Source organism: Occultella kanbiaonis, assembly GCF_009708215.1.
In the GTDB taxonomy this organism is placed as follows: Bacteria; Actinomycetota; Actinomycetes; order Actinomycetales; family Beutenbergiaceae; genus Occultella; species Occultella kanbiaonis.
Map to the genome: position 1 here is coordinate 2,886,788 of NZ_CP046175.1, position 17,291 is coordinate 2,904,078.

The following is a 17,291-nucleotide window of genomic DNA, read 5'->3' on the forward strand; positions in this document are numbered from 1 at the left end:
GCGGCGGTTCACACCGTCGCGGCGCCGTGGGACTTGTCCGAGCGGGATCCGGTGAGCCGGTACACGTCGAACACGCCATCGATGTTGCGGACCGCTCGGAGCACGTGACCGAGGTGGGACGGTTCGGCCATCTCGAACACGAACCGGGACACGGCCACCCGGTCCCTGGACGTGGCGACGTTGGCGGACAGGATGTTCACGTGGTTGTCCGAGAGCACCTTGGTCACGTCGGACAAGAGCCCGTTGCGGTCCAGGGCCTCGACCTGGATCTGCACCAGGAACACGCTCTGCGCGTTCGGGGCCCAGTCCACCTCGATCATCCGCTCCGGCTCGGCGCGTAGCCCCTCGACGTTCGAGCAGTCCGCCCGGTGCACGGACACACCCGACCCGCGTGTGATGAAGCCGACGATCGGGTCACCGGGCACCGGCGTGCAGCACCGGGCGAGCTTGGTCCACAGGTCCGTGTTCCCCATGCCCTTGACGATGACCCCGGGGTCACCGGAGCGGCTGCGGTGGGCCGGCTGGCCGGGCCGAGTGGCCTCGGCCTCGTCCTCCTCGGTGACCTCATCGCCACCGAGCGACGTGACGAGCTTCTGCACGACGTTCGACGCGGACACGTGTCCCTCGCCCACGGCCGCATAGAGTTCGCTCACGCCGGCGTACCGCAGCTCATCGGCGAGGGTGACCAGGGTCTCGTGGTTCAGCAGCCGCTGCATCGGCAGGTTCTGCTTGCGCATCGCCTTGGCGATGAGGTTGCGCCCGGAGTCGATGGCCTCCTCGCGCCGCTCCTTCGTGAACCAGGCCCGGATCTTGTTCCTGGCCCGAGGGCTCTTCACGAAGCTCAGCCAGTCCTGGCTCGGCCCGGCACCCTCGGCACGTGAGGTGAACACCTCGACGGTGTCACCGTTCTCGAGAGTCGACTCGAGGTTCACCAGCCGGCCGTTCACCCGCGCCCCGACGGTGCGGTGGCCGACCTCGGTGTGCACGGCGTAGGCGAAGTCCACGGGCGTGGATCCGGCGGGCAGCGCAAGGACGTCGCCCTTCGGGGTGAAGACGTACACCTCCGCGCCGGACATCTCGAACCGCAACGAGTCGAGGAACTCCCCCGGGTCCGAGGTCTCCCGCTGCCAGTCCAGGAGCTGGCGCAGCCACGGCATCGCATCGGCGTCCGAATCGGTCCTGCCCTGCTTGCCGGTCTGCTTCGCGGTCTCCTTGTACTTCCAGTGGGCGGCCACGCCGTACTCGGCCCGCCGGTGCATGTCCATGCTGCGGATCTGGATCTCGACCGGCTTGCCGGTCGGCCCGATCACCGTGGTGTGCAGCGACTGGTACATGTTGAACTTCGGCATCGCGATGTAGTCCTTGAAACGCCCGGCCACCGGGTTCCAGCGCGCATGGAGCGCACCGAGGGCGGCGTAGCAGTCCCGGACCGAGTCCACCAGGACCCGGACACCGACGAGGTCGTAGATGTCCGCGAAGTCGCGGCCGCGCACGATCATCTTCTGGTAGATCGAGTAGTAGTGCTTGGGCCGGCCGGTGACGGTGGCCTTGATCTTCGCGGCCTTCAGGTCCGCCGTGACCTGCTCCCGGACGATCGCCAGGAATTCCTCCCGGGCCGGTGCCCGCTCGGCCACGAGATGGACGATCTCCTCGTACACCTTCGGGTACAGGGTGGCGAAGGACAGGTCCTCGAGCTCCCACTTGATGGTGTTCATGCCCAGCCGGTGGGCCAGCGGGGCGTAGATCTCGAGCGTCTCGCGGGCCTTGCGGGACGCCGAGTTCGCCGACACGTACTTCCAGGTGCGCGCATTGTGCAGCCGGTCGGCGAGCTTGATCACCAGCACCCGGATGTCGCGGGCCATCGCGATCACCATCTTGCGGACGGTCTCGGCCTGCGCGGCCTCACCGTAGGTGACCTTGTCGAGCTTCGTGACGCCGTCGACGAGGAGGGCGATCTCGTCGCCGAAGTCGGCGCGGAGCGCATCGAGGCTGTAGCTGGTGTCCTCGACGGTGTCGTGCAGCAGTGCCGCCGCCAGCGTCGGAGGGGTCATGCCGAGTTCGGCAAGGATCGTGGCGACGGCGACCGGGTGCGTGATGTAGGGATCGCCGCTCTTGCGGGACTGCCCCTTGTGCGCCCGCTCGGCGACCCGGTAGGCGCGTTCGAGCAGCGCCGTGTCCGCCTTCGGGTGGTTGCTGCGCACCACCTGGATGAGGGGTTCGATCGCCGGTGCGGTGGAGTGCCCGCGCGATCCCAGGCGGACCAGGCGCGATCGCATCCGGGATCCGGGCACGACCGGATCGCCACCCTGATCCCGGCTACCGGGGTCGGGTGTGGTCCCGACGGCGACGTCCTCGCTCATCCAGCCATGCTACGACCTGCGCGGCTCAGTAGCTGACCAGGGCATGCATCGGGCGGTCGGGCAGGCGGTCCCGACCGCCCAGTTCCAGGAGCTCGATCAGGAACCCGATGCCGGTCACCTTCGTGCCCGCCTCCTCCAGCAGCCGGCACGCGGCCGCTGCGGTACCGCCGGTGGCGAGCACGTCATCGATCAGCACCACCCGCGCACCCGGCGTGAGCCCGGCCGGGGAGACCTCGATCTCCGCGCTGCCGTACTCGAGGTCGTACGCGGTGCGCAACGTGGGCGGGGGCAGCTTGCCGACCTTGCGGACCGCGACGACACCGACGCCGAGCACGGCGGCGAGCGGCGCCGCGAGCAGGAACCCGCGGGCCTCGATACCGGCCACCACGTCCACCTCGCCGCCGAACACGTCGGCGAGGTGACCGACCACCGCCGAGAAGGCGGTGCCGTCGGCCAGCAGCGGGGTGATGTCCCGGAACAGCACCCCGGGCTCCGGGAAGTCGGGCACGTCGCGGACCTTCTCCGTGATCAGGCCGTGCAGCCCCGCGGAGATCATCCGTGGCGTCATCGCTTGGTCTTGCGCCGTGGCTGCGCACCCTGGCCGAGGTGCCGCCCGGCCACCAGGCCGCCGGCCCGCGCCTCCGCGAGCACCTCGTCGGCCGTGAGACCGTCATCCTCGGCCTCGGCAACGCGACGTTCCCGCAGCTCGAGGACCTTCGCCGTGTGCGCGGCGATCTTCGGGTCACGCTGCCGCAGCACCACCTCCATCGGGGTGGCGATGAAGATCGAGGACAGCGTGGACAGGAGCATGCCGATGAACAGGGCGAGCGCGATGTCGCGCAGGGTGCCGGCACCGAGCAGGAAGGCGCCGACGAACAGGATCGACGCGACCGGCAGCAACCCGACCACCGAGGTGTTGATGGACCGCACCAGGGTCTGGTTGACGGCCAGGTTCGCCGCCTCGGCGTAGGTGTAGCGGGTCTGATCCAGGACACCCTCGGTGTTCTCCCGGACCTTGTCGAACACCACCACGGTGTCGTAGAGCGAGTAGCCGAGAATCGTCAGGAACCCGATCACGCTCGCCGGGGTGACCTCGAACCCGACCCCGGAGTACAGCCCGATCGTCACGATGAGGTCGTGCAGCAGCGCGATGAGTGCGGCGATGGCCATGGACCATCGGCGGAAGTACAGGGCCATCACCAGGGTGACCAGGACCAGGAAGATGACCAGCCCCTGGACCGCCTTCGAGGTCACGTCCGCGCCCCAGGACGGTCCGACGAACGAGGACGTCACGTCGCTCGTGGGGACGCCGTACGCCTCCGCCAGGAGGTCGGCGAGCTCGTCGGTCTCGGCATCGGTCAGTTCCTCGGTCTGCACCCGGATCGCCGACGAACCGACCGTGGAGACCCGCGCCACCTGCTCGCTGTTGACCTCGGCGAGTGCGTCGTGGGCTAGCTGCGGGTCCGGGTCGGAGATCCCGGAGACGGTGAACTCCGAGCCGCCGCGGAACTCGATCCCGGGGTTGATCCCACGGATGCCGACGAGCAGCCCGGACAGGATGATCAGGCCGATCCCGATCGCGAACCAGCGTCGACGGTTGCCGACGATGTCGAACGAGCGCTTGCCGGAGTATAGCTCGTTACCGAACTTGGCGAAGTTCATCATCACTTCTCACCGTCCTTGGCCGAGGTGGAGGTGACGCTCTCGGAATCGCCGCCGGGATCGTCCGGCGAGTCCTCCGCGGGTTCGGGCGATGCCGCAGAGGCCGCGGACTCGGCGTCGCGGCGCTTTCGCTCGGCGATCGTGAGCCGCTCCTCGGGGCTGCGGAACCGGCCCCGGCCCTTGTACGCGGAGACGGTGGCGCCGAGGTGCTCCGGGTCGAGACCGGAGAGCCGGTGCCCCTCGCCGAAGAACTTCGTGCGGGTCAGCAGCTGCACCATCGGGTGCGTGAACAGCACGACCACCACGAGGTCGATGATCGTGGTCAGGCCGAGGGTGAACGCGAACCCGCGGACCCCGCCGACGGCCAGGAAGTACAGCACCACGGCAGCGAGTAGGTTCACGGCGTCGGACGCCAGGATGGTCCGTCGGGCCCGCTTCCAGCCCTCCTCGACCGCAGCGTCGAGACGCCGGCCCTCGCGGACCTCGTCACGGATACGTTCGAAGTACACGATGAACGAGTCGGCTGTGATGCCGATGGCCACGATCAGACCGGCCACACCGGGCAGGGACAGCCGGTACCCCTGGACCCAGGACAGCAGTGCGATCACCCCGTACACCAGGGAACCGGCGACGACGAGGCTGGCCACCGTGACGATGGCCAGCCCACGGTACTGGAACAGCGAGTAGATGACCACCAGGATCAGCCCGATAAGACCGGCGAGCAGCCCGCGTTCGAGCTGCTCGGTGCCGAGCGTCGCGGAGATCTGCTCCTCGCTCTGCACCTCGAACGTGATCGGCAGGGCACCGAAGTTGAGCTGGTTCGCCAGTGCGGTGGCCTCCTCCCGGGTGAACGGGTTGGCCGAGCTGCCGCTGATCTGGGCCTCGCCGCTCGGGATCTGCTCGGTCACGCTCGGCGCCGAGATCACCAGACCGTCCAGCACCATCGCGAACCGGTTGGTCCCGTTCGCCTGCAGCTCCGGCGAGGCGAGGCGCTCGGTGACCTCGGCGAACGTCTCGCCGCCAGCGCTGGTGAACTCGATGTTGACGACGTAGTCGTTGGTCACGGTGCCGGACTCGGTGACCTGCAGGCCCGAGCTGGCGGAGGAGATCTCGGTGCCGGCGATCTCCATCGGGCCGAGGATGTACTTGGCGGTGCCGTCGTCCGCGCAGGAGACGAGCGGCGCGTCGGGGTCGTCGCCGCCACCGCCGACCAGGTTCGCCGGGTCGGTGCAGTCGAGCATGTAGAAGTCGTAGGTGACCTGCTCGGTGATCCACGCCTGGTCGCTCGCACTGGTCGGCTCGGTGGCGGGCTCGTTCGAGAGCACCCCGTCACCGTTGGCGTCGGAGGCCGCCATGGCCGCGGCCTCGATCTCCTCCGGCGTGTAGGTGGTGGCCGTTGGCTCCTCGGTGGGTTCCTCGGTCGGTTCCTCCGTGGCGTCCTCTACGGGCTGCTCGGTCGTGGGATCGTCGCTCGGCGGTGTGGTCTCGGCGCCGACCGTCCCGCGGACGACGCCGTCCGCGGCGGGCTCGGTCGTCTCCTCGGTGGCGGGGTCCGTGGCCGGGTCGGTCGCGGTGGGATCGGCCGACGGGTCGACCGCCGTCGGATCCGCGGCCGGGTCGGCTCCAGCCTCGAGCTGGGCGGGGTCGATCTGCCCCGGGCCCGCCTCGACCAGCAGTGGCCGGAAGCGCATCTGGGCGCTGCGACGGACCAGGTCGAGGGTCTCCTCGGACGGGGTGCCGGGCAGCGCGACGACGATGTTCTGGCCGCCCTGGCTGGTGATCTCCGCCTCGGCCACCCCGGAGGCGTCGACGCGTTGCCGGATGATGCGGATGGCCTCGTTGACCTGGTCGGCGGTGATGGGGTCGCCGTCCTCCGTCTTCGGCGTGAGGATCAGCTGCGTCCCGCCCTCGAGGTCGAGCGCGAGGTTCGGCGTCCACGTCGCGTCGGACCACTTCGTGCCGGCGGCGACCGAGCCGAACACGATCGCGATCAGCACTGCCAGGAACGTCAGCGTGCGCAGCGGACGAACGGCAGGCTTCTTAGGTGTTGCCAACGAGGTCTTCTTCCGTGTGGGCGCGCGTCAGCGCCACAAGATGGGCGGAACGTGGACGAGCGTTACGGCTTCTCGCCGTCCCGGTAGGGCTTCTTCAGGTCGTCGTCGGAGAGGAAACCGGTCGGCCGGTCCCCGGACGCCGTGGCCGACGGCGTCCCTTCCGACTGCTCGGGCGCGGCGGTCTCACCGTCGGTGTCGTCGGTGTCGTCGTCTTCGAACTCCTCGTCGGCCTCCGTCGGCTCGACGAGCTTCGCGATGGCCGCGCGTACGAACCGCAACTCGGTGCCGGGAGTGGTAGCGATCGTGATCAGGTCGCCCTCGACGTGCGTGACGGTGCCCACCAGACCACCGATGGTCTGGACCTCCTGCCCCGGCACGAGCGAGTCCCGGAACGAGAGCTTCTGCTGCTGCTGCTTCTTCGCGCGGCTGTTCATCCAGAACAGGCCGACGATCGCAACGCCGAGCACAATGAGCAGGATCGGGCTCTGACCATCCATGAGGAATTACTCCAAGATTGAGGGGGTTCGCCCGATTCTAGGCGACAAGACTGAAGGCACCAACCATCCTTCGCCAACAATCCAGCGACCACACCGCATGGGCGCGGTCAGTCCCAGAGCATGCCGGACTGCTTCGGGGGCGTCAGGCCGAGGTGGGCGAACGCCGCCGCCGTCGCGACCCGGCCCCGCGGAGTGCGGGCCATGAGGCCCTCACGGACCAGGAACGGCTCGACCACGGTTTCCACGGTCTCGGGCTCCTCCCCGACGGCGACCGCCAGCGTCGTCAGCCCGGCGGGGCCACCGTTGAATCGCTCACACAGGGCCCGCATGACGGACCGGTCCAGCCGGTCCAGCCCGAGTTCGTCCACCTCGAACACCTTGAGGGCGGCCATCGCGGCCGCGTGGTCGAGCGCACCGGTGCCGCGCACCTGCGCCCAGTCCTGCACCCGGCGCAGGAGCCGGTTCGCGATCCGGGGTGTGCCGCGGGACCGCTTGGCGATCTCCACGGCCGCGGACTCGGCGAGCTCGGCGCCGAGCAGCCGGGCCGAACGGCGCAGGACCGACTCCAGTTCCGCGGTCGAATAGAAGTCCATGTGGGCGGTGAAGCCGAACCGGTCGCGCAGCGGCGCGGGCAGCAGCCCCGAGCGGGTGGTCGCCCCCACCACGGTGAACCGGGGCAGCGACAACGGGATCGCCGTGGCGCCCGGCCCTTTGCCGACCACCACGTCCACCCGGAAGTCCTCCATGGCCAGGTACAGCATCTCCTCGGCGGGCCGGGCGAGCCGGTGGATCTCGTCGATGAAGAGGACGTCGCCCTCCTGGAGCGCGGACAGGATCGCGGCGAGGTCCCCGGCGTGCTGCACCGCTGGCCCCGACGTGAGCCGCAGCGCGCCATCGACCTCGGCGGCGATGATCATCGCGAGCGTCGTCTTGCCGAGCCCCGGCGGTCCCGCGAGCAGGACGTGGTCCGGGGTGCGGCCGCGAGCGTTGGCCGCGTCGAGCACGAGCGAGAGCTGGTCGCGGACCACCGGCTGGCCGATGAACTCGGCGAGCCGCCGCGGGCGCAGGGCCGCCTCGGCGGCGCGGTCGAGCTCGTCCGCCTCCGCAGCGAGCAGGTGCTCGCCGAGCTGGTCCTGCTCGGAGTGCTCAGCCACGCGCACTCCCGCCCAGCTGCTGCAGGGCCGCGCGCAACACCGCACCGGTGTCCGCGGCGTCCAGCTCCCCCTCGGCCAGGACCTTGTCCACGGCGGCCTCGGCCTGCTTCGCCGCCCAGCCGAGACCGACCAGCGCTGCCACCACGTCCGCCTGCGACCCGGCCGGTGTCGGTGCCGGTCGGGCACCCTCCTCGATCGCGGGACCGAGCCGGTCGCCGAGTTCCAGGACGATCCGCCGGGCGCCCTTGTCCCCGATCCCGGGCACCCGGGTCAGCGCTTTGAAGTCCTCACCGGCGACCGCGCGGCGCAGCCCGTTCGGCGTGTGTACCGCGAGCATCGCCAGTGCCAGCCGAGGGCCGACGCCGCTCACGGTCTGCAGCAGTTCGAAGACGTCCCGTTCCTCGTCGTCGGCGAAGCCGAACAGGGTCATCGAGTCCTCACGGACCACGAGCGTGGTGGCCAGCTTGACCTCGGCACCATCACGCAGCGTCGCGAGCGTGCCCGGGGTCGCGTGGATCCGGTACCCCAGTCCCCCGGCCTCGAGGACCGCCGCATCCAGCCCGACGTGCTCGACCCGACCTCGCACCGACGCGATCACCGACTACGACCTCCCGCTTGAACGAACATCCGTACGAGCACCCAGCGTATCCGAGCGCCGCGTGCGCCTACCCGCGACCCGCCGGTCGGGCGGTCACCCGCTGCGTCCTGCCCCCCGTGCGGGCGGCCGCCTCGGCGCGAGCCCAGGCCTGTTGGGCGGGCGTCTGCCGGCCGCCCTGGGTGCCGTGCACCTGCCCGACGGCGTGGGCTCGCCAGGCGTGCGTGATCGCCAGGGCGAGGGCGTCCGCCGCGTCCGCCGGCTGGGGCCGCTCCTCGAGACCGAGGATGCGGCGCACCATCTCCTGCACCTGCGCCTTGTCCGCACGGCCGTTGCCGGTCACGGCGGCCTTCACCTCGCTCGGGGTGTGCAGGGCGACCGGAACCCCGGCCCGCGTGGCCGCGACCATGGCGAGACCGGCCACCTGGGCGGTGCCGGTCACGGTGCGGACGTTGTGCTGGGCGAACACCCGCTCCACCGCGACCGCGTCCGGCTCGAGCCGGCGGATCCACGCCTCCAGCTCGTCCGCGATGTGCAGCAACCGCTGCGCCGGGTCCTCGTCGGCCCCGGTCCGGGCCACGCCGACGTCCACCAGTCGCAGGCTCCGGCCGCGACCGGCCTCGACGAGGCCCAGGCCGCAGCGGGTCAGGCCCGGGTCGACCCCGAGGATGCGGAAGCTCACCCCGTTACTCTCGCACCGCCGTCGGACATGGCGCGGTAGCGCCACGCACAACCCGCCGAGCATCGGCCCGAGCGGGCGGGGGTCAGTCGTTCTCGAGCTCGGCCATGACCTCGTCGGAGGCGTCGAAGTTCGCGAACACGTTCTGCACGTCGTCGCTCTCCTCGAGGGCGTCGATCAGACGCAGTACCTTGCGCGCGCCGTCGGCGTCCACCTCGATCTGGGTGGCCGGCACGAACTGGGCCTCGGCGGAGTCGTAGTCGATCTCCGCGCCCTGCAGGGCGGTGCGGACGGCCACCAGGTCGGTGGCCTCGCTGATCACCTCGAACGCCTCACCGAGGTCGTTGACCTCCTCCGCGCCGGCGTCCAGGACCGTCTCGAGGACGTCGTCCTCGCCCAGCTCACCGGACTTGGGCACGAGCACCACACCCTTGCGGGTGAACAGGTAGGACACGCTGCCCGGGTCCGCGAGCGATCCACCGTTGCGGGTGAAGGCGACGCGCACATCGGAGGCCGCACGGTTGCGGTTGTCGGTCAGGCACTCGACCAGGACCGCGACGCCGCCGGGACCGTAGCCCTCGTACATGATGGTCTGGTAGTCGGCGCCGCCGGCCTCGAGGCCGGAGCCACGCTTGACCGCGCGGTCGATGTTGTCGTTCGGGACCGAGGACTTCTTCGCCTTCTGGATGGCGTCGAAGAGGGTCGGGTTGCCCGCGGGGTCCCCGCCGCCGGTGCGCGCAGCGACCTCGACGTTCTTGACGAGCTTCGCGAACAACTGGCCCCGCTTGGCGTCGATCGCGGCCTTCTTGTGCTTGGTCGTCGCCCACTTTGAGTGACCGGACATGTCCCTACCCTCTTCTCATTACCCGTGCTGCTTCCAGATCCGCCGTCGCGGCGGACTCCTCGCGACGGCGGTGCGCGAGCACCAGGTCGACGAAGGCCCGGTGGACCCGATGGTCCGATCCGATCTCCGGGTGGAAGGCCGTGGCCATCAGCACCCCCTGGCGTACGGCGACGATCCTACCCGCCGCCGGCCCCGACCTCACCGTGGCCAGGATCTCGACGTCCGGCCCGACCTCCTCGACCCAGGGCGCCCGGATGAAGATCGCGTGCAACGGCTCGTCGCCCTCCCCGGCCCCGAGCAGCGGAGCGTCCAGGTCCTCCTCGAAGGAGTCGACCTGCCGCCCGAACGCGTTCCGGCGGACCGTCATGTCGAGACCACCGACCGTGCCCTGCCCACCGGCGCCGTCCAGGATCCGGTCCGCGAGCAGGATCATCCCGGCGCAGGAGCCGTACACGGGCAGGCCGTCGGCGATCCGCGCGCGCAGCGCCTCGTACAGCTCGAAGACCTTCAGGAGCCGGTCCATCGTGGTCGACTCCCCACCGGGGATCACCAGGCCCTCGACGGCGGCGAGCTCGCTCAGCCGGCGCACCGGCACCACCTCGGCGCCGCTCGCCAGGAGGGCATGGGTGTGCTCGCGGACATCCCCCTGCAGGGCCAGGACGCCGATCAGCGGGCCGCTCATTCGGACACCTCGCCCAGGTGCCGGACGGTCCCGTCCCACCCGTCGAGCAGCGAGCGGGTCACCTCGACCAGTTCCGCGGGGAAGACCTCCACCGTGACCTCCGCCAGGGCGTCCAGGTCCCACCACCGCATCTCGTCGACGAAGTCCCGCTCGATCTCGGTCCAGCCGGCCTCGCTCAGTTCCCCTGGCGAGGCGATCCGGGCCACGAAGAACTCCTCGTCCTGCCGGACGTCCCGGGCGAAGAAGTCGAAGATCGCGGAGCGGGTCAGCACCGGGCCGACCAGGGTGGCGGGGTCCACGCTCAGCCCGGTCTCCTCGACGACCTCACGCACGGCCGCCTCGCGGGGGCTCTCCCCCGCGTCGATCCCGCCGCCGACGGTGAACCACCAGGACCGCTCGGGCTGGTCGACGTCGTGACCGCGCACGAGCAGGAGCCGGTCCGCGTGGTCCAGCAGGAGCACCCGGGCGGCCTTGCGGAAGTACCGGCCGTCAGGGCCGAGACGCCACTCCGGGCCGAGGTCGTTCACCAACCGCGCTCGGCGAGCCGGTGCGGCACCGGGATGTCGTCGACGTTGATGCCGACCATAGCCTCGCCCAGCCCGCGGGAGACCTTCGCGATGACGTCGGGGTCGTCGTAGAACGTGGTGGCCTTGACGATGGCCGCGGCGCGCTGCTCGGGGTTGCCGGACTTGAAGATCCCGGACCCGACGAACACACCCTCGGCGCCGAGCTGCATCATCATCGCCGCGTCCGCGGGGGTCGCGATGCCGCCGGCGGTGAACACCACGACGGGTAGCTTTCCGTTCGTGGCGACCTCCTTGACGAGGTCGTACGGTGCCTGCAGCTCCTTGGCGGCCAGGTACAGCTCGTCCTCGGGCAGCGAGGTGAGGCGGCGGATCTCGTCGCGGATGGTACGCATGTGCGTGGTCGCGTTGGAGACGTCGCCGGTGCCGGCCTCACCCTTGGAGCGGATCATCGCCGCACCCTCGGTGATCCGGCGCAGTGCCTCGCCGAGGTTGGTGGCACCGCACACGAACGGGACCGTGAACTGCCACTTGTCGATGTGGTGGGAGTAGTCCGCCGGAGTGAGCACCTCGGACTCGTCGATGTAGTCCACGCCGAGGCTCTGCAGCACCTGCGCCTCGACGAAGTGGCCGATCCGGGCCTTGGCCATCACCGGGATGGACACGGTCTCGATGATCGAGTCGATCATGTCCGGGTCGCTCATCCGGGACACGCCGCCCTGGGCGCGGATGTCCGCCGGGACCCGCTCGAGGGCCATCACGGCGACCGCGCCGGCGTCCTCGGCGATCTTCGCCTGGTCGGCGGTCACCACGTCCATGATGACGCCGCCCTTGAGCATCTCCGCCATGCCGCGCTTCACGCGGGCGGTGCCGACCTCGGGGGCTGCGGCGGTGGGCTCGGAGTGCGCTGACTGGGACTGCTCGGACACGTTGACCTCTGATCGAAGGTGGGGTGGGGGCGTGAGCCACCAGTTTAGTCCGCGGACCGGCTCAGGCGGGACCGACGCCGCGGGCGTTCGTGGTGAACACGTGCCGGTCGCGCTGGACCATGTTCAGCAGCTCGTGCTCGCTCTGCGAGGCACGCAGGTCCGCGCGTCCGGTCAGGACCCGCTGGCGCAGGTACGCCAACGAGGTCGCGTCGCGCTGGAACGAGCGCATCGCCTCCTTGGCCCGTTCGCCGTACCCGTCGGACCAGGTCCTGGCCTGCCCGCGCATCCGCAGCGAGGAGAGCATCTCCACCTCGTGCGGGGCGAACCAGCCCGCCTGGGCGTACTCGGACAGGCGCGCCCGGATGACGTCGGCCTCCTGTCTTCGCAGCCAGGCCAGCAGCACGACGGTCGCGATGAACAGCGGCACCTGGATCACGAGGTAGAGCAGCACGAAGTTGTTGCCGAGGCTGGCGCTGCCGTTCCAGAGGGCGTGCAGCCCCATCGCGCCGACGAGGCCGACCGGGAACGCGAACACCACGACGCTGGCCCGGCTCGACCGGGCCGCCATCCCGAGCGCGATACCGACGCAGGAGGTGAACAGGGCGTGCGCGAACGGCGAGAAGATGCCGCGGAGCACGAAGACGGTCCAGACCTCGTCGGCGTTCTGGGAGAAGTACAGGATGTTCTCCGTGAACGCGAACCCGGCGGCCACGGTCGCGGCGTACACGACGCCGTCGACCGGCCCGTCGAAGTGCTGCCGCCGGAACAGGAAGATGAGCAGCACACCGATGCCCTTGACCAGTTCCTCGACCACCGGGGCGACCACCACCGCGCCGAGGGTGTTGGCCCCCTGCGCGTCGAGCGTCTGCTCGTAGATCCACTGGATGATCGCGGTGTTGATCAGCAGCGCGCTGAGCACGGACACCCCGGCGCCCCAGAGCAGCGCGAGGACGAGCATCCCCTTCGGCTCCGGCTCCCACCGGTCCAGCCAGCGCACCCCGAGCAGCACGATCGTGAGCGGGATGAGCGCCAGGAAGAACGCCGCCGTGGTCTTCCCGACCCCGGTCTGGTACATGATGATGATGAGCGCGATGACCAGCGTGACGGCGCCGAGGGAGTACCCGATCACGTTGAACAGGTGCCTGTTGCTGCGCCGCTGACCGGGCGCCCAGACCTGCTCGATCGGGCCGGTGGTGTTCGGTGGCGGGGCCACCGCGGCGTTCATGGTGCCCCAGTCCGCCGGCGACGGTGCGAACCCGCCCGGACGGTACGCCGTCGGGTAGGCCTGCCGCTGCGGCTGCTGGGCCGGCGGGCCGTTCCCGCTCGGGCCGCTCGGGTAGCCGTACTGGTTCGACATGGCCCCAACCTTAGGGCCTGGCGCTCTCCATCTGGACGGTCAGCGCGTCGTCCATCTCGAAGGTCTGGGGCAGCTTGGCCCGCCCGGCCAGGTGGAACGTGCGCACGAGCGTGGTGTCCCGCATACCGATGATCTGGACCACGGCATCGTTGTGGAACCGGCGGGCCAGCTGCACCCGGTAGTTCGCCTGGGCGAGCCGCTCGAGCAGGTCCCGGCCGCCGGGCTCCGCGGCGAGGTGCGCCTGGTCCTGCCCGCCGCCGAGCGCTGCGCGCAGGGCCTGGGTCAGTTCGCTCTCCGCCTGGCCGCGGGTGTCGTCCGTGCTGGCGGGATCACCGGCGTCGTCGCCGACGAGTCGTCTCGCCTCGACGGCGGCCCGCCATGCGGCGTCCCCGACGATCAGGGCACTGGCGGCGTCCAGGACCCCCGACTCCGCCAGGGCGACGGCCACCTCCGCGCGCCGCACCAGCTGCGCGTCCAGCGTGGCGCGCGAGGAGAGCTCGCGCTGGTGCAGCCGGTCCAGCCGCTGCGCGATCCGCCAGAGCAGGAATCCGGCCAGTGCCACGGCGGCGATGACGACCAGCGTGATCTCGGCGCCGCTCATCGACCGTCACCCCGCCCGAACAGGCGACCGAGGAGCGAGCGCGGTTCCGCGGTCTGGTGCTCGGTCACCATCGCGTACACGTCGAGGATCCTGGCCGCCACCCGGTCCCAGTCGAAACGCCCGACGGCGGTGCGTGCGTAGGCACGTCGTCGCTCCATCTCCGCGGGGTCGGCGAGGGCACCGATGATCGTGCCGGCCAGCGAGTCCGGGTCGCCCGTGGTGAACAGGAAGCCGGAGCCTCCGTCGTCGAGGACCCGGCGGAACGCGGGCAGGTCGCTGGCCACCACCGAGGCCCCGGCGCTCATGGCCTCGACGAGCACGATGCCGAAGCTCTCCCCACCGAGCTGTGGCGCCACGTAGAGGTCGGTGGCGGCGAGCATGGACGCCTTCTCCGCATCCGTGATCGGCCCGAGTTCCTCAAGGGCGCCGGCCCGGTCCCCCAGAAGCTGCCGGGCCTCGGACATGTCCCCCTTGCCTGCGATCAGGAACCGGGCGCCGGGATGGACGTCCAGGATCGCCGGGGCGGCGGCGGCGAGGACAGCCAGGCCCTTGCGGGGCTCGTCGAGCCGGCCGAGGAAGGCGATGGTCGGCGCCTGCGGCGTGCCGCGCCACCGTTCGGCGGGCTCGGCGGTGGCGAACACCTGCGTGTACACGCCGTTCGGGATGACGACGGCGTCGCCACCCATGTGTTCGACGATGGTGCGCCGCGCGTCCTCGGACACCGCGATCCGGGCGCTGATCCGTTCCAGGCCCGGCCGTGCCAGCGGGTATCCGAGCTGCATCGCCCGGGAGCGGAGCTGGGCGCTGTGGAACGTGGCGACCACCGGCGCCTCGGACTGCATCAGGGCGATCAGTCCCACCGACGGAGCGAGCGGCTCGTGGATGTGCACGACGTCGAAGTTCCCGGCAGACAGCCAGGACCGGGTCTTCGCCGCGACCACCGGCCCGAACGAGAGCCGAGCCACCGAGCCGTTGTAACGGACCGGCAGCGCCCCACCGACGGAAACGAGGTAGTCCGGGACCGGGGTGTCCTCGTCCGCGGGCGCCAGGACGGACACCTCGTGACCGAGTTCGAGGAACTTCTCGGCCAGGTCGCGGATGTGGAACTGCACGCCGCCTGGCGCGTCGAAGGAGTACGGGCAGACCAGGCCGATCCTCATGGCGCCTGCTCCACGCTCGCACGGGCCAGCCGGTCCGGGTCCAGGTCCGCGGTGAACACCTTCTGCAGCATGTGCCAGTCCTCCGGGTGCTCCCGCACCCGCGCCGCCCAGACGTCGAACCAGAGCTGCGTGAGGACCTGGGTGCGCTCCTCCCGGGCCGCACCACCAGAACCTTGGCGCGCACCGCCGTCGGGCAGGTCGACGAAGTCGCAGAACTCGATGACGATGCCCCACGGGCTGCGCGCGGCCCGCCTGCGAGCCCCGGTGAGTCGCTCGTAGTGGATGAACACCGGGGACAGTACCGACCGGGAGGCGATCGCCAGGGCCGCGGGGCCCGGGGCCACCCGCATCGGGACGTCGCCGAGGAGCACCTCCACGCCGGACCGGGACAGGTCCCGGTCCGCCAGCAGCGGGATCAGAGCCGGGTCGCGGGCCTCGGAGATCAGCCGCCGGAACACCCCGGAGCCGCGCTCGTACGGCACGATGACCATGCCCAGGCCCTCCCGGAAGGCAAGGAACTCCCGGAACAGCGCCTCCGGCTCGAGCTTCTCGGCGACGGTCACCACCCGGCCGACGTGCTCCTGCGCCCAGGCGCCGGCGAGGTCCCAGTTACCGGCGTGGCCGAGTGCCATCACCACCGAGCCGCCACCCTGAACGTGCGCCCGGACCGCCTCGGCACCAATGGCCCGCACCCGGGCATCCCGCTCCGCTGCAGTCATCGACGGCAGCTGGAACGACTCGCAGTAGTACCGCATGTACGAACGCATCCCGGCGCGGGACAACCGGCGCAACGCCCGGGTGTCGGCCTCTGGCCGCACCCGGGCGAGGTTCGCCTCGAGCTGACGCACCCCACCGATCCGGGCGGCATGCGCACCGAGGGCGATCACGTCGAAGATGCCGCGAGCCAGGGCTCGGGGCATCTTCCCGACAACCTTCCACGCGATCTGGAACGCCTTCGCGGGGTCCGGTCGTCTCATGCTTGCGATCCTCCCCCGTCGCGGCCCGCCGTGTCGCGCTGCGCCGTGTCCCGCGCGTCGGCCTGCCGGTACACCGTGGCGGTGCGTTGGCCGACCGTGTACAGACTGGCCAGGGCGAGCAGACAGAGCGCGAGGACGAGCACCGCGATCGGGGCGCCGAGCCCGACGGCGAGGGTCGCCACGAGCGCCACGATGAGCCGGTCCGCGCGTTCGGCGAGGCCGACCTTGGCCGTGAAGTCCAGGCCCTCCGCGCGAGCCCGGGCGTAGGACACCAGGCTGCCAAGGATCAGGCACGCGAGGGCGGCGATGATGCCGGGCATCCGCCAGTCGCCGTCGGGCGCGTTCACGAAGTACAGGATCAGGCCGGCGAAGATCGCCGAGTCCGAGATCCGGTCCATCGTCGAGTCGAGGTAGGCACCGAACTGGCTGGTCCGCCCGATCTGGCGCGCCATCAGGCCGTCGATCGAGTCGGTCAGGACGATCACGCCGACCACCAGCGCGCCGACCACCAGGTAGCCCTGCGGGAACAGGATCAGGGCGGTGGCGGAGGTGGCCACGGTGCCCGCGATGGTGACCGCGTCCGGGCTGATCCCGAGACGCACGAACAGACGGGCGACCGGCCCGAACACCGCGGAGGTGAAGCCGCGGCCGCGGCTACCGAGCACCATCGGAACTCCCCCAGGCGGCCGCGAGCTCGGCGCGGGTGTCGGCGAGCAGTTCCGGGAGGGCCTTCGTGCGGCCGACGATCGGAAGGAAGTTGGCGTCCCCGGACCAGCGGGGCACGACGTGCTGGTGCGCGTGCGCGGCCACCCCGGCGCCGGCGGCGGAACCCTGGTTCATGCCGAGATTGAAGCCGTCCGGGTGCTTGGCCGCGGTGAGCGCGTGGATCGAGGCCACCACCAGGTCGTCCAGCTCGTGCCGCTCGGCCGTGGTCAGGTCCACCAGGTCGGCGACATGCCGGTAGGGGCACACCAGCAGGTGCCCGGAGTTGTACGGGTACAGGTTCAGCAGCACGTACCCGGTCTCGCCCCGGTGGACGATCAGGGTCTCGTCGTCGGCCCGCTGCGGCGCCGCACAGAAAGGGCAGTCCCGGGCGGCGTCGGAGACGGGCTTGGACTCCCCACCGATGTAGGCCATCCGGTGCGGCGTCCAGAGCCGCTGGTAGCCGTCCGGCTCGCCCGGGTGGGCGCCGGCATCCTCGACGTCAGGCGCCACG

Annotated in this window: 18 protein-coding genes; all 18 read right to left on the reverse strand. The window is 70.8% G+C overall.

Annotated features, from left to right (window positions below; all coding sequences use genetic code 11):
* Positions 1-8 precede the first annotated feature (8 nt).
* Positions 9-2,360, reverse strand: coding sequence for a RelA/SpoT family protein (locus GKS42_RS13340; RefSeq protein ID WP_154794265.1), 2,352 nt, complete (start codon positions 2,358-2,360; stop codon positions 9-11).
* Positions 2,361-2,385: 25 nt separating this feature from the next.
* Positions 2,386-2,928: an adenine phosphoribosyltransferase gene (locus tag GKS42_RS13345; RefSeq protein ID WP_154794266.1), complete on the reverse strand. Its 543-nt coding sequence runs from the start codon at positions 2,926-2,928 to the stop codon at positions 2,386-2,388.
* The gene (gene secF / locus GKS42_RS13350) at positions 2,925-4,022 is read right to left on the reverse strand and encodes a protein translocase subunit SecF (RefSeq protein ID WP_435529622.1); all 1,098 of its coding nucleotides are present in this window, start codon (positions 4,020-4,022) and stop codon (positions 2,925-2,927) included. Before secF ends, GKS42_RS13345 begins: the two co-directional genes overlap by 4 nt.
* A gap of 2 nt (positions 4,023-4,024) precedes the next feature.
* The gene (gene secD, locus GKS42_RS13355; protein WP_154794268.1) at positions 4,025-6,076 is read right to left on the reverse strand and encodes a protein translocase subunit SecD; all 2,052 of its coding nucleotides are present in this window, start codon (positions 6,074-6,076) and stop codon (positions 4,025-4,027) included.
* A 62-nt stretch (positions 6,077-6,138) separates the two neighbouring features.
* Positions 6,139-6,573 (reverse strand): preprotein translocase subunit YajC, encoded by a 435-nt coding sequence (gene yajC, locus GKS42_RS13360; protein ID WP_154794269.1) that lies wholly within the window; start codon positions 6,571-6,573, stop codon positions 6,139-6,141.
* A 107-nt stretch (positions 6,574-6,680) separates the two neighbouring features.
* Positions 6,681-7,727: a Holliday junction branch migration DNA helicase RuvB gene (ruvB, locus tag GKS42_RS13365; protein ID WP_154794270.1), complete on the reverse strand. Its 1,047-nt coding sequence runs from the start codon at positions 7,725-7,727 to the stop codon at positions 6,681-6,683.
* Positions 7,720-8,325, reverse strand: coding sequence for a Holliday junction branch migration protein RuvA (gene ruvA, locus GKS42_RS13370; RefSeq protein ID WP_154794271.1), 606 nt, complete (start codon positions 8,323-8,325; stop codon positions 7,720-7,722). Before ruvA ends, ruvB begins: the two co-directional genes overlap by 8 nt.
* A 67-nt stretch (positions 8,326-8,392) precedes the next feature.
* Complete coding sequence (ruvC, locus tag GKS42_RS13375; RefSeq protein ID WP_232847650.1) at positions 8,393-9,004, reverse strand: crossover junction endodeoxyribonuclease RuvC; 612 nt, start codon at positions 9,002-9,004, stop codon at positions 8,393-8,395.
* Between the two features lie 82 nt (positions 9,005-9,086).
* Positions 9,087-9,845, reverse strand: a complete 759-nt coding sequence (locus tag GKS42_RS13380) for a YebC/PmpR family DNA-binding transcriptional regulator (protein ID WP_154794273.1) — start codon at positions 9,843-9,845, stop codon at positions 9,087-9,089.
* A gap of 4 nt (positions 9,846-9,849) precedes the next feature.
* Positions 9,850-10,527: a pyridoxal 5'-phosphate synthase glutaminase subunit PdxT gene (gene pdxT, locus GKS42_RS13385; protein WP_154794274.1), complete on the reverse strand. Its 678-nt coding sequence runs from the start codon at positions 10,525-10,527 to the stop codon at positions 9,850-9,852.
* Positions 10,524-11,054 (reverse strand): NUDIX hydrolase, encoded by a 531-nt coding sequence (locus GKS42_RS13390; RefSeq protein WP_232847651.1) that lies wholly within the window; start codon positions 11,052-11,054, stop codon positions 10,524-10,526. Before GKS42_RS13390 ends, pdxT begins: the two co-directional genes overlap by 4 nt.
* Positions 11,051-11,980: a pyridoxal 5'-phosphate synthase lyase subunit PdxS gene (gene pdxS, locus GKS42_RS13395; protein WP_154794276.1), complete on the reverse strand. Its 930-nt coding sequence runs from the start codon at positions 11,978-11,980 to the stop codon at positions 11,051-11,053. The genes GKS42_RS13390 and pdxS overlap by 4 nt, the downstream gene beginning before the upstream one ends.
* 61 nt (positions 11,981-12,041) lie before the next feature.
* Positions 12,042-13,337, reverse strand: coding sequence for a PrsW family intramembrane metalloprotease (locus GKS42_RS13400; RefSeq protein WP_232847652.1), 1,296 nt, complete (start codon positions 13,335-13,337; stop codon positions 12,042-12,044).
* A gap of 10 nt (positions 13,338-13,347) precedes the next feature.
* A complete protein-coding gene (locus tag GKS42_RS13405) occupies positions 13,348-13,938 on the reverse strand; it encodes a LemA family protein (protein ID WP_154794277.1) in 591 nt (196 codons plus the stop codon).
* Positions 13,935-15,098: a glycosyltransferase family 4 protein gene (locus tag GKS42_RS13410; RefSeq protein ID WP_154794278.1), complete on the reverse strand. Its 1,164-nt coding sequence runs from the start codon at positions 15,096-15,098 to the stop codon at positions 13,935-13,937. Before GKS42_RS13410 ends, GKS42_RS13405 begins: the two co-directional genes overlap by 4 nt.
* Positions 15,095-16,075 (reverse strand): phosphatidylinositol mannoside acyltransferase, encoded by a 981-nt coding sequence (locus GKS42_RS13415; protein ID WP_154794279.1) that lies wholly within the window; start codon positions 16,073-16,075, stop codon positions 15,095-15,097. Before GKS42_RS13415 ends, GKS42_RS13410 begins: the two co-directional genes overlap by 4 nt.
* Complete coding sequence (pgsA, locus tag GKS42_RS13420; protein ID WP_154794280.1) at positions 16,072-16,743, reverse strand: phosphatidylinositol phosphate synthase; 672 nt, start codon at positions 16,741-16,743, stop codon at positions 16,072-16,074. The genes GKS42_RS13415 and pgsA overlap by 4 nt, the downstream gene beginning before the upstream one ends.
* The gene (locus GKS42_RS13425) at positions 16,730-17,290 is read right to left on the reverse strand and encodes an HIT family protein (RefSeq protein ID WP_232847653.1); all 561 of its coding nucleotides are present in this window, start codon (positions 17,288-17,290) and stop codon (positions 16,730-16,732) included. The genes pgsA and GKS42_RS13425 overlap by 14 nt, the downstream gene beginning before the upstream one ends.
* Position 17,291: the final 1 nt, after the last annotated feature.

Bases quoted from the DNA above. Each gene is read 5' to 3' on its own strand.
- GKS42_RS13400 (WP_232847652.1), bottom strand. From the start codon at position 13,337: ATGTCGAACCAGTACGGCTACCCGAGCGGCCCGAGCGGGAACGGCCCG.
- GKS42_RS13405 (WP_154794277.1), bottom strand. From the start codon at position 13,938: ATGAGCGGCGCCGAGATCACGCTGGTCGTCATCGCCGCCGTGGCACTG.
- pdxT (WP_154794274.1), bottom strand. From the start codon at position 10,527: ATGAGCGGCCCGCTGATCGGCGTCCTGGCCCTGCAGGGGGATGTCCGC.
- pgsA (WP_154794280.1), bottom strand. From the start codon at position 16,743: ATGGTGCTCGGTAGCCGCGGCCGCGGCTTCACCTCCGCGGTGTTCGGG.
- GKS42_RS13415 (WP_154794279.1), bottom strand. From the start codon at position 16,075: ATGAGACGACCGGACCCCGCGAAGGCGTTCCAGATCGCGTGGAAGGTT.
- yajC (WP_154794269.1), bottom strand. From the start codon at position 6,573: ATGGATGGTCAGAGCCCGATCCTGCTCATTGTGCTCGGCGTTGCGATC.
- GKS42_RS13340 (WP_154794265.1), bottom strand. From the start codon at position 2,360: ATGAGCGAGGACGTCGCCGTCGGGACCACACCCGACCCCGGTAGCCGG.
- GKS42_RS13345 (WP_154794266.1), bottom strand. From the start codon at position 2,928: ATGACGCCACGGATGATCTCCGCGGGGCTGCACGGCCTGATCACGGAG.
- GKS42_RS13410 (WP_154794278.1), bottom strand. From the start codon at position 15,098: ATGAGGATCGGCCTGGTCTGCCCGTACTCCTTCGACGCGCCAGGCGGC.
- GKS42_RS13380 (WP_154794273.1), bottom strand. From the start codon at position 9,845: ATGTCCGGTCACTCAAAGTGGGCGACGACCAAGCACAAGAAGGCCGCG.
- secF (WP_435529622.1), bottom strand. From the start codon at position 4,022: ATGAACTTCGCCAAGTTCGGTAACGAGCTATACTCCGGCAAGCGCTCG.